Below are 12,396 nucleotides of genomic sequence, written 5' to 3' on the forward strand. Positions count from 1 at the left end.
CTACCGGGCGCCCCGCCCCCCCCCGCCCCGCGTCGTTGCGCCCCTGGGTCTGTTGTGCCTCCTGCCGCGCGCCCGGCTGGGTCCGCGGGGCGGCCGGGGCGGGGGGGGCGCTCCCCCGCCCCCACGGCTGGGTCAGAAGGTCCTCGAAGGTCAGCTTCATATCAGAAGGTTATGTGCCACCAGGGATCGCTCTTCGCGACGGTCTGCCCGGTGTATGGGTTGATTGTCTGGCCGCCCTGATTGGAGTACGACGCGTAACCGTTGGGCTTCGGATACTTGCCGCCGAGGACCGGATCCATGATGCGGACATCGGAGGCCTTGTCGGACAAGCCGTGGCCACCCCGACCACCGGTGAACTGGAAACCCTTGCCGGATCTTACCGGTACGGGGCCGGTTGCGCCCTTGGGGACGACGACGATCTGGCCGTCGGAGCGGGCGATGAAACTCGGAGAATGCGGTGAGCCGGCCGGATTGGCCTGTGGATTCGCCGGCTTTCCGCCGGTCCTAGCGGCTGGGTTGCTGGCCTGGCCCTGGGCGGAGCTCGTGGGCGTCGACCGTGCTGGAGTGCTTTGTGGAGGCTGGCTGCCCTTCGGAGTGCCTGAATCTCGGGGCTTGAACGCGTTTCTGACGTTCTGGACGGCTTGTTTGACGAAGTTCTTGGCAGCCGACGCCGCCCTCTTAACGGCATCGGCGGCTTTTTGGACGCCGGACTGGATTCGTTTGACCGTTTTGGTGACCGCCCGTTTGATGGACTTGGCAATCTTCTCGACCTTCTTGATGACGGTCTTGACCTTGTTGACGAAGGTCGTGATGCGCTTGGCCGCCTGAACGAGCTTTTCGCCGATCTTGACCGTGTTGATGATGGTGCGGACCACCGGGGTGACCACACGGACGATGGTGGGAATCGCTTGGACGACTCGTACCACGACCGGGATGAGGCGTATGGCGAGCATGATGAGGGGGATGAAGAAGAGTTTGCCGTCGGGGTCGCTGTAGGTGATGGGGCTGTTGTTGGCGTAGGCGTAGCCGTTGAGTTGTTGGGCGTCTTCGTAGTCGGCTACGGGGTCTACCGAGATGAACTTGCCGGTGGTGGGGTCGTACTCGCGGGCTTGGAGGTGGACCAGGCCGGTGCTCGGGTCGTTGACTCCGCCGACGAAGCCTTTCTGGCCGGGCCAGTTGGCCGGTGCTTGGCCGCGGAGTTCGCCGAAGGGGGTTGTACGGCGGCGTTCGAAGGACTGGTCGTTGGCGTTGATCGCCAGCTCGGGGGTGCCGTGGTGGTCGTTGCCTAGCCAGGTGACGTTGTTGCCGATGCGGACGGCTACGGTCTTCTTCGCGTGTTCGTAGTAGCGCGTGCCGCTGACCTCGCCGGACGGCTTCAGCAGTAGTTCGGTCTGGCCGAAGTAGAACGTCGTACCGGCGTTGTCCCGGCGGAGCAGGCGGTTGCCGTCGGCGTCATACACGAACGACGTGGTTCGGCCGGCCTTGGTGATGCTCTCGAGCTCGCCTTCGACGTCCCACTTGAAGGTCTCGCCGGTTCCGCTGAGGTTCCGCTCGGTCAGGTTGCCCGTCTCGTCGTACCCATAGGTGTTGGTCTTCGATCCGGCCGGGCCGGTGGTCGTGACCTTCTGTACGGCGTGCGGCCGTGGCTGGCCCGCAGCCGGGTACTCGTAGGTGCTGGTTGTCGAACCCCCGGCAGCGTGTTTGGTCTCCGAGAGCCGGTTGCCCACCTTGTCGAACGTCCATGACTGCCAGTACGGCGCGGGCCCACCGAGGGCAGTCTCAACTGGTGCGGCGGCGCAGTTGTTGCTGGAAGGCGTCCAAGCGTCAGTCAACCGCCGCAGGTGGTCGTAGGCGAAGCACTGTGTGTCGGTGACTTCAGCGCTGCTGGCGGATGGCGTGTTGCTGATCTGTTTGACGTTGCCTGCCTGGTCGTAGCTGTAGGCGAGGCTGGAGATCCGGCGCGGTAGTGTCTCCCGCTCGGTCACCACACGCGACAGGCGCCGGGTGCCCGACTCGTACTCGTAGAGTTGCTGCACCCACTTCCCGTTGTTCTGCGCGAGTGTGAGCGTCTCCAGCTCTCCGTACGGCGTGTACGCCGTACCAGTCACGTACGACGTCGCACCGGTCAACGTCGTCGGCAGATCCTGATCGTTGTAGCCATAGCTCAAGGTCTCGGCCGGAAGCCCACCGACTCCTGGCAACTCGGTAGTCGCCAGCTCGCCGTCGGCGTTGTAGGTGCTCGCTACCGAGTAGGTGCCGGCCAGCGCGCCTTCACGCTGTGGCAGAACCACCTCGAGGCCCAGAGGACGCCCACCGGCGTCATATCCCTTGACCTTGGACGTGTACGCCTGGCCGTCGACGAACCGGCTCGCCGAGCTCGGCGAGCCCTTGGCCAACGTGTCGTACGTCCACTCGGCACGTTTCGGCCCCTGCAGGCTGCCCTCGTGCAAGGAGGTGCGTCGGCCGACCACGTCGTATCCATGGGCCAAAGTCCGGCCGCTCGCGTCCGTGCTGGTAAGGAGGCGGTCTAGGTCGTCATAGGTGTAGGTGGAGGTTCCCTTGTCGGGGTCGGTCTCCCGGATCTTCCGGCCACGGAGGTCGTAGTCGAACGTCCACCGGTTGCCGACCGGGTCCTTCACCGAGGCGAGTTGTCCGTCCTGGTGATACGTGTACGTCGTGCTGTCGTAGCTCCCGGTCGGAGTTGTGCCCGTGAACTGCCGTAGCTCGGTGAGCCGGCCCTCGACGTCGGTGATCCGCATGACGGGCTGTTCGCCGGTCGGAGGCTGGACCACATGGGTGCCGAGACCGTGCGTGTGCGTGGTCCGCCACTTCTCGGTGTTCCGCGACTTGACGATCTCGGCCGTCGGCCGTTCGGCGCCGTCGAAGGTCGTGACCTTCTGCAGTGGCAGTTCCGACTCGACCGGGATCAGCACCTGGTCACCCGGCGGGGCGTTGTTGAAGTAGGGGCCGTTCTCCTTGACCTGTTCGCCGCGCGAGTCGTACACGTAGTCGGTGATCGTGCGGCCGCCGCCGGGCGCTGCCTCCTGCTTCTGCCGCGGCCGGAGCAGGCCGTCGGTGAGCTCGATGGTCGTCTCGTTGGTGCCGTTCGCCTGCAGGCTCACGGTCTTGACGGCGTTCGCGCCGTCCGCGCGCATCAGGTACTCGTAGCTGAAGTTGGCCGTCTCCGATCGCGACCGGCCGGGTAGCCAGACCTTCTCGGTCCGGCCCATCGGGTCGTAGCTGGTCTCGGTCTTGCGGCCGTCCGGCCCGGTGACCGCGAGTTCTTCGCCCCAGGCGGGTTCCCACTCGGTCGTGGCCGTGTGCCCGTTGGCCGCGGTCACGACGGTCTTGGTGACGGGGCCCTCGGCCGCCGGGGTGAACTCACGGGTTGTGCTCTGGCCGTCCGCGTCGGTCAGCTGCACCTGCCGGCCGAGGGCGTCGTACGCCGCGGTCTGGACGACCTTGTAGATCGGTGCGCCGGTGCTGTCGAAGCTCGTCAGCTCTTCGACCTTGGTGACGTCGCCCTTGGTCGGGGTGCCGCCGTCGTACTCCGTCTTGTTGTCGGAGATGACGTCGGCGTTCGCCCAGGGCTGGTCGCAGGCCTTGGCGACGGTGTGCTCGCGGATCGGCAGCTCCCGCATCCCGGCGGGTGCGTTCTCGGTGTAGGTGTAGCGGGTGCAGGTGTCGTCGGAGGCGACGGCCACGTCGTTGAGGTCGCTCTTCTGGGTGACGACGCCGGCCGCGTTGTAGGTGTTCAGCTGGGTACGGCGCCTGGTCTGGGTCCCGGCGATCTCCTCCTGCTTGATCCCCGCGTCCTCGACCTGGAAGGACTGGCTGGTGCCCCAGGGCTTGACGCGGGTGGCGCGTGGGGCGGAGATCCACTGGTCGTTGATGCTGCGGTCGACGAGCGTCGTACCGTCGTACTTGAGCTGCTCGCGGAGTTGGCCGGCGAGTGGGTTGACGTCTTCGACGCGGCCGCCGGTGGAGTCGGTGAGGTGGACGTCCTTTTTGGTGCCGTTGGCGAGTTTGTCGCCGTCCATGCCGCGGTGGAAGCGGTTTTCGGTGATGGACTGGGTGCCGGAGGGGTGGCCCTTGGTGACGCGGACTCGTTCGTAGCCTCGCCATTGGGACCAGGTCTTCTTGCCGATCTCGACGAGACCGTCTTCGTCGTCGTGCCGCCAGGCCGGTGGGGTCAGGTACTCGACCTTGGTGACGACCGGTTCCAGGCCGCTGACCCGGTCGGCTTCGGAGACCTCGGTGACGACGAACTTGTTGAACCAGTCCTGGCGTTCCTCCTGCTTGTCGGGGGTCCATTTGGCGGGGTGGCAGCGTTTGCCGTTGGTGTCGGGGGCGGGGAAGTTGCCTGGTCCGCAGTCCTGGGCGGAGTAGGCGACTGCGAGTTCGCCGCCGGTGCCGTAGTGGATGGCGCTGATTCGCCACCAGTTCATCACCGGGAGGCTGTCGTTGTTCTTGACCCGGTTGGGTAGCTGGACGCCGTCGAAGTTGAGTTCGGGTGCGGTGACCGTGCCGTTCACGTGGCCGGCGTTCGTCAGGCCTTCCAGCCACATGCCTGCGCGGGTTCCGTCACCTGGGTCGGGGAAGCTGTGCCGCAGCGTCCAGGAGTCGACCGGGGTGAACTCGTCGCCGCGGCGGATCTCGGTGGTGATCTTCGCGAGGCGTTTCTGGGTCCAGAAGGTCGGGCTGAACTTGTTGTCGCAGTTCGAGCTGCTGGTGCACTGCTGGTCGAGCGGGGTGTCCGGGTAGATGTGCGGGAAGTTCGTCGTACAGGCGGTGCCCGGCAGGCAGCGGTCGGCCGTGGTCATGACGACCCGGGCGCCGGCAGGGTTCGTGTAGACCGCGCCGTCGCGCTGGCCGTAGTCGATGCGCTTCAGGTTGCCGGCGCGGACGTACTTGCTGACCGAGGAGGCCGAGAAGTTGCGTGCGTAGTAGTTGGTCTCGACGTCGTAGAAGAAGCTCATCGCGTTGCCGTGCCGGTCCACGACGTAGTCGAGGTTCCACTTGTACGCCTGCTGGCAATGCGAATCCGCGAAGGAACCCTTGTTGCAGGGCTCGCCGGAGTTGTTGCCGAAGACCGGGACCGTCCAGGTGGACTGGGTTTCGGGCTGCCCGGTGGTCCAGCCGGTCAGGCGGTTCAGGCCGAAGTAGTACTTCGTGCCGTCCGCACTGGTGATCACCCAGTACTCGCCGTTGTCGTCGCCGTTCGAAGCGCCGGTGAAGCGTTCGACGGTCGAGCCGTCGTCGGCGGCTGGGCGCCACTTGCCGGTCGCGTCGTCGCGGATCAGCTCGCCGCCCTTGCCGCTCAGGCTGAACGTCGCGTTGTCGGTTGCCCAGCACAGGTCTCCGACGGTCCGGGTGCCGTTGTTGCCGTTCTGTTCGGACTTGGAGCTGCAGCCGGCGTAGCGTCGTTCGATGGAGCCACCGGGTGCGAATTCGAAGCCTTCGCCTGCCCAGGACGGCTGGTTGTTGGTCGCCGAGGTGCGGCCGTCGACCGAGCCGGACGAGTAGTCGAGGGTCATCTCGATCTCGGGACCGCCGACACCGGGCGGCGCCTCCATCGGGTAGGACCAGCCGAAGTCGCCGGATGATCCGCCGACCTGCCATGTGGCGGAGGGCGCGAGCGCGGAGGCTTTGTGGTCGCCGGCCGGTCCGTCAGCTGCGGCCTGTACGGCGTACAGGGAGCGCTCGGATCCTGGAGAGACCTCGGCGGTGAGGGTGCCGGTGCCGTCGTTGCTGGTGGCAACCGACTTGCCGGCGGGGAGCTCGACGACTCGGAGGCGGCTGTTCCAGTCGGCGCCGAAGGCGCTCTTGAAGGCGCTGTAGTCGAAGCGGACGGACACTGGACCGGCTGCGCGCACGCCGTCGGTGCGGCGGAGGCTGAACTGCACCGAGTTGGACTGGTGGCCGAGTAGCTCAACCTCGACAGTCTTCGGCGCACTAGCAGCTACAGCCTTATCAGCGGCGGTTGCTGGGCCGATCTCGATCGGCAGCGTGCCTGCTTTCGCCAGCGGGGCGGGTGTTGCCTTGTTGGTCGCCGGTGCCGGCACGGTGACCGCGGCCTTGCCGGCACTGGGCCAGCGCACCTCCGGTGCCTTGGTGATCGCTCGGGCCTGGGCCGGATCGGCCTTGCGTGGGACGACCTGCGCGTTCGATCCGTTGACCGACTTCTCCTTGGCGGGCTTCCAGTCGCCGTCGGCGTTGGCCTGGGCGATCCGGAGGGTGGCGGCTTCGGTGGCCTGCCCGGTCCCGGTGGCGATCAGGGCGGCGGCAGTGACGATCGCGATACCGATCCGCGCCGTACGGCGAGATCGGCGCAGACGTCGTACCGGTAACGAGGACATGGTTCCTCCAGCGGACGGGCAGGGGGACGAGGTGCAGTAAGAGCCCGTCTGGGAACTCCCCGCCTACTGCGCTGCACTCGGCACGGCACCTCGCCGCACTGGAGGAAAGGCCACGATGGAAAAACATCGAGGCCTCCCCTCCAGCACACCGAGCTACCGCACCGAGCACATGCTCGCTACGGCGCGGAGCTCCCAGACGCGCTCTCAGAGTCGAGTCGGGTTCGCAGGCTGACAAGGCCTTTTGAGCAGGTTTGAAGAGGATCGACCGGCCGTCCGGGCGGTGGCAGACTCGCGACCTCGAACCGGAGGGGGCACCATGAAGATCGTGTACGGCGCGCTGGTCGCGACGCTGACGGCAGGTCTGCTGGTCGCCGCCGAGATCCCGGCCGCGGGCACTGTCCCGAATCTCGCACCCCGCACACCGGCGAAGCTGAACTTGCGGCCGCCGGTGCCGTGCGGTACGGCGTCCGCGCCCGCCGCGATCGGCACCACGCAGCCCGTTTTCACCGCGATCGCCAGCGATCCTGAGAACAGCGTGCTGACGACTCGGCTCACGATTCAGCGGGTCGGTGCCACGACGCCGACCTATGAAATCAACTCAGCCATCACCGCATCGAGTGTCGCGTTCAGCTGGCCGGCGATCCCTGCGGGCCAGCTTGCCCCGGACGTCATCTACGCCTACAGCGCGCGCAGTAACGACGGCACCACCAACGGCCCGTCGACGGCCAAGTGCCACTTCACGATTGACGAGACGCCGCCAGGTCTGCCGACGATCGAATCCGCCGACTACCCCGATGGCGAACCTGCGATCGATGCGTGGACCACCGGCCGGGTGACCCTGCATCCGGCCGACAGTGACGTGGTCCAGTTCCGCTACGGATTCCAGCAGGATCGACTGACGGGCGCCGTACCGGTCGGCCCGGACGGCACCGCCGTCGTACCGGTCACGCTCTCGCCCGATCCGTCGACCGGCATTATCGGGAAACGCCTGTACGTCGCAGCCGTCGATCGTGCCGGGAATTCCGGGCCGGTGTCGGACGCCTGGAGTCTGCAGGCCAACCCTGCGCCGGCGCCTGCCAAGGTGCGGGGCGACGTCGATGGGGACGGGCGGTCCGACGCGATTGCTGTGTTCGACAAGGGGTTCGACCAGACCACGGTCTGGAATCTGGTCCAGGGAAAAGAGGGCCGGTACGACGGTGTGATCGGCTGGGACAGCGGCATCAACGGTGGTTACGGGCTGAGCCGGACCCGGTCGGCGACCGGCGATTTCGACGGCGACGGTAAGACCGACGTGATGCTGATGCGCACCGAGACCGGGCAGCGGCTCGGTCTCTACCTGCTGAAAGCCACGGGTGGTGCCTACGAGCCGCGCGGCCAGGCGGTCTGGCGAAGCAGCGGCGAGGGCTGGTCGCTCGGCACGACCCGGATGCTCGCGGGTGACCTCAACGGTGATGGACGCGACGAGATCGTGCTGCACCGCGACACCTTCGACGGGGGCTGGCAGGCATTCGTGCTGTCAGGCACTGGGCAGCTGACGAGTTGGCTCCGGACAGCGCCGAGCTCTGGCCAGTGGGCCAAGAGCAGTCCGGTGCTGGCCGATCTCGACGACGACGGCCGGAAGGACCTGGTCTCGCTCGACGATCGTGGTGGTTGCCGGCTGCGAGCGACCTTCTTCCGATCGACCGGAACCGGCTTCGCTGCGGGAACGACGAAGTACGACTCCACCCCCGGGATCTACTGCGCGGATCGAGCCCGAGCTGCGGCAGGAGACGTGACTGGCGACGGTCAGGACGACCTGGTGATCCCGTATGACCACGGCGACACCGATCTCGGCGTACTGGTGCTGCGATCCGGCGGACCGGCCGTCGAGACCTGGTGGCGCACACCGGGGCTACTGGAACCAGCCAAGGCCGACTACGACGTCGTCGACACGACTGGTGACGGCCGCGACGACCTGGTGCTGGTGGCCGCGCGTCCCGACGGGGGACGGGAGCTCAAGGTACTGGCGTCGACCGGTACGGCGTTCGCTGCGCCTCAGCAGGTCTGGACGGGTGCTTCGGTGCACGCGGAGACCGGGCCGAAGGCGGATCTCGAGTTCCGTAGTTACGAGCTGGTGGCTCGGCACAGTCGGCAGTGTCTGCAGGTCCGGGGCCGGAGCAGGTCGCTGGACGCCGTACTGGATCAGGGGGAGTGCACGGGCGCTCTGCATCAGCGGTTCCAGCTCGACCAGCTTCCCGGTGTGGAGCAGTATCAGTTCCATCCGGCTCATCTCGATGGCGTGAAGGATGATGGGAAGAGCACCTGCGTGGACCTTGGTGGTACGCAGGAGTCGCCCGGAAGCCCAGTGCTGCAACAGGCCTGCGATGCGACGAGCAGTCAGCAGTTCGCGATCGAGTACCTGGATGGCTTCACCAAGGACGCGGTGGTTAGGCTGCGCAACGCGCACAGCGGTTTCTGCGTCGGCGTGGAGAATGCCGCGCAGACAATTGGCGCGGCCGCGGTCCAGCAGACGTGCGGCACCGGCGCGGACCAGCAGTGGATCCTCCGGCCATCCAGAAACTCCGTCCAGCTTGACGGCCGGTACCGCCTGAGCGCCGTCAAGGGCGGCCGCTTCATGGAAGCGGCGGACTGCGGTACGGCGGATGGTTCCGATCTGCGGGTGTGGGATCCACGCGGCGGCAGTGCGTGCCAGCAGTGGATGATCCACCCGCTCGGTCAGGACGCCTACCAGGTCGTTGGCGCAGCCAGTGGCAAGGCGCTCGACGTCCAAGGCTGCTCAACCGACAACCTGGCCGTCATCCATCTGTGGACGAGCACACCCAACGACTGCCAGCGGTGGCGGATCGAACCGGCAGCCGACGGATCGTGGAGCATCACGCAGACCATGAGCGGCAAATCCCTCGACGTCGCCGGGTGCCGCCCCGAGTCCGGCGCCGACCTGATCGTCTGGCCGTACTGGAACGGTCCCTGCCAGCGCTGGCGCATCGACAAGGTGCCGGAGAACCTCGCCTTCGGCCGAACCGTCACTGCCAGCTCGCAGGAGGACGTCCAGTACGCCGCTCCGAAGGTGGCCGATGGCAACTATGGAAGCCGCTGGGCGAGTGAGCTGGAACATGATCCCGAATGGATCTCGGTCGACCTCGGCTCAGTGCGCCCGATCAACAAGGTGTCACTGGTCTGGGAGGTAGCCCATGCCAGGAGGTACACGATCCAGCTGTCCGACGACGGCGTGACGTGGCGAACTGTTCACACCCGCACCGACGGTGACGGCGGTACAGACACCATCGATCTCACTCCGACAACCGCACGGCACGTCCGCATGCACGGCACCGAGCGAGCAACGGAGTACGGGTATTCGCTGTATGAGTTCGAGGTATTTGCACCGGATCCGAATCTCGCCCTGAACCGGCCGACCCAGTCGAGTTCGCGGGAGACGTCCGAACTCGGTCCGGCCAACGCGGTCGACGGCAGCGTCGCGACCCGCTGGGCCAGTGCGCTCGAACACGACCCGGAGTGGATCTCGGTCGACCTGGGGTCGGTCCGATCGATCAGCAAGATCACCCTGGTCTGGGAGTTCGCCTACGCGCGCTCCTACCAGGTACAGGTCTCCGACAACGGCACAACCTGGCAGACCGTCCACATCCGCACCGACGGCGACGGCGGTACCGAGATCGTCCGCCTTCCCCCGACCAACGCCCGGCACGTCCGCCTCCAAGGCACCGAACGCGCAACCGGCTACGGCTACTCCCTCTACGAACTCGAAGTCACCTGACAACTGCGAAGGAACCCGATGAAGAGACGACAGGCGGCCTGCGTGGCGATCGCCGGCCTGATGATTCTTGGTCTGCCTGCCACAGTCGCCGGTACGGCGGATGCGGCCGGCCGGATATTGACGGTGGGGAAGGCGGGAGCGCAGTACAGCACGATCCAGGCGGCGGCCGATGCGTCGCAGCCCGGCGACACGATCCTGATCTCGGCCGGCACCTATCAGGAGGCGCTGAAACCGAAGAGCGGAGCGTCCGGGCAGCAGATCGTCTACCAGGCCGCGCCCGGTGCGCGCGTCGTACTGGATGGCAACAAGACGCTGAAGTCCGGTAACGGGCTGCTCAATCTGGACGGCAAGTCGTGGCTGAAGTTCGACGGGATCGCGGTGACGAAGTCGCCGACGCATGGTGTGTACGGGTACCAGGTCTCGCACATCACGTTCACCAGGTGCGAGGTGTCGTCGTCCTCGAACGGCGGGCTCGTCATCCTCGGTGGCAGCGACATCGTCGTCGACGGTTGCGACGTGCACCACAACAACGACAAGGGCACCAGCGCTTCGCACGAGGCGATCACGCTCGGCGAGGGCAGCACGCGGTTCGACATCCGGAACAACCATGTGCACGACAACGGTGAGGAAGGGATCGACGCCAAGTACGACGACAACGCGGCCGGCGTGATCCGGAACAACCTCGTGCACGACAACCGGGGCCCGAACATCTACGTCGACTCGTCGTCGGGGGTCGAGGTCAGCGGCAATACGACGTACGGCGCGAAGGAGTCGACGAAGGCCGGGATCGCGATCGCGGTCGAGGACTACTCGTCGTCGCGGAAGGCGCAGAACATCCGCATCGTCAACAACGTGTCGTACAAGAACGCGGGGGGCGGGATCTCGTTCTGGAAGGAGAGCAGCGGCACGATCTCGGGGATCTCGATCGTCAACAACACGATCGCGAACAACCCGAAGCCGGGAATCGTCGGCGCCTCGGAGGTGAGCGGCTCCGGGAACGTCGTACGGAACACGATCTTCGCCGGGAACCCGTCCGGGATCGGCGGGCCGTTCAGCTCCGACCACAACCTGACCGGCGACCCGGGATTCGTTGACCCGGGCAACGGTGATTTCCACCTGCGAGAGGGCTCGGCGGCGATCGACGCCGGCAGTGCCACCGGCGCTCCGGCGACAGATCGGGACGGTGTCGCGCGACCGCAGGGCAACGGGTACGACGTCGGTGCCTACGAGGGGGTTGGTGGCGGTGGACCCACCGACCCGCCGCCGACCGGTGACTGGGACCCGCGGCAGCCTGGCCCGAACGACTTGTTCACGGCGGCCGATGGGTCGGTCAACTACTTCCGCTCCGCGATCGGCGCCAACCCGCGGCTCGACCCCAACTCGTCGGCGATCGTCAACAGCATGGGCAGCAACACCCCGCGGCTGAACGGTCCGGAGTGGCAGATCACCGTCTTCACCTCGAGCAACTCAGATCCGGTGTATCACCCGGAATTCAGTGAGGACTGGGGATGCTCGGTCGGCGACGGTATCCACATCCCGGACTACGCAACCCGTGAGCTTCCATCGCCAGGTGACGAATGGATCGTCGTCTACAACAAGGACGACAAGACCGTGAAGTCGATCTGGGGTGCCAGCAAGGCCAGCGGTTCGTGGAACGGTTCCTGCGGCGGGACCTGGCCGGCGGCCAGTGGCGGCGGTACCGAGTCGAAGACCTCCGGGGTCGGTACGGGAGCCGAAGTACAGGCGGGTGCAGGCTTCATCCTGAACAGCGAAATCAGCACCGGCGCCATCGAGCACGCGCTGTACTTCACTTCCCGCACAACCTGCAGCAACTTCCGCAAGCCAGCCGGTAAGTCGGACGGTGGGACCTCGGGCTCGTCCTGCGTCCCGATGGGTGCCCGCCTGCAGCTCGATCCATCCGTCGACTGTGCGGGGCTGCCCGGTGCATCGTCAGGCGAGAAGATGATCTGTGTCGCCATGCAGAAGTACGGCGGCTACGTCCTGGACAGCGGTGGCCCCGGCCCGATCAGCGGCATCGGCGTGGCCGGCGACGACCTCACCGACCCGAACCGCGCGCCCTGGCAGACGCCCGGCAACGGCATGCGTCCCGGCGGCATTCTCAACAAAGTGGGGCTCGACGGCTCCATCGCAGCCCTCAGCCACATCCCCTGGAACAAACTCCGAGTCCTGGCCACCTGGAACGGTCAGTAGCAGCTCCAAACGCCGCTGTGACGGTCCCAAGTGGCGTCCGGTGGCGTGGGTTCC

3 protein-coding genes are annotated in these 12,396 nt (G+C 66.6%); 2 read left to right on the plus strand and 1 reads right to left on the minus strand.

Annotation, left to right across the window (positions count from 1 at the left end; all coding sequences use genetic code 11):
• Positions 1 to 161: 161 nt before the first annotated feature.
• On the minus strand, positions 162 to 6,359 hold the full coding sequence (locus ACFCV3_RS10550; protein ID WP_376028464.1) for an RHS repeat-associated core domain-containing protein: 6,198 nt from the start codon (positions 6,357 to 6,359) through the stop codon (positions 162 to 164).
• A gap of 316 nt (positions 6,360 to 6,675) precedes the next feature.
• Here ACFCV3_RS10550 and ACFCV3_RS10555 point away from each other — a divergent pair, with 316 nt between their 5' ends.
• Both ACFCV3_RS10555 and ACFCV3_RS10560 read left to right on the plus strand, forming a co-directional pair.
• On the plus strand, positions 6,676 to 10,131 hold the full coding sequence (locus ACFCV3_RS10555) for a discoidin domain-containing protein (RefSeq protein WP_376028467.1): 3,456 nt from the start codon (positions 6,676 to 6,678) through the stop codon (positions 10,129 to 10,131).
• 18 nt (positions 10,132 to 10,149) lie between these two features.
• Positions 10,150 to 12,342 carry a right-handed parallel beta-helix repeat-containing protein gene (locus ACFCV3_RS10560; protein ID WP_376028469.1) on the plus strand — a complete coding sequence of 731 codons (2,193 nt, stop codon included), beginning with the start codon at positions 10,150 to 10,152 and terminating at the stop codon, positions 12,340 to 12,342.
• Positions 12,343 to 12,396: the final 54 nt, after the last annotated feature.

This window comes from Kribbella sp. NPDC056345 (assembly GCF_042262745.1).
GTDB lineage: Bacteria > Actinomycetota > Actinomycetes > Propionibacteriales > Kribbellaceae > Kribbella.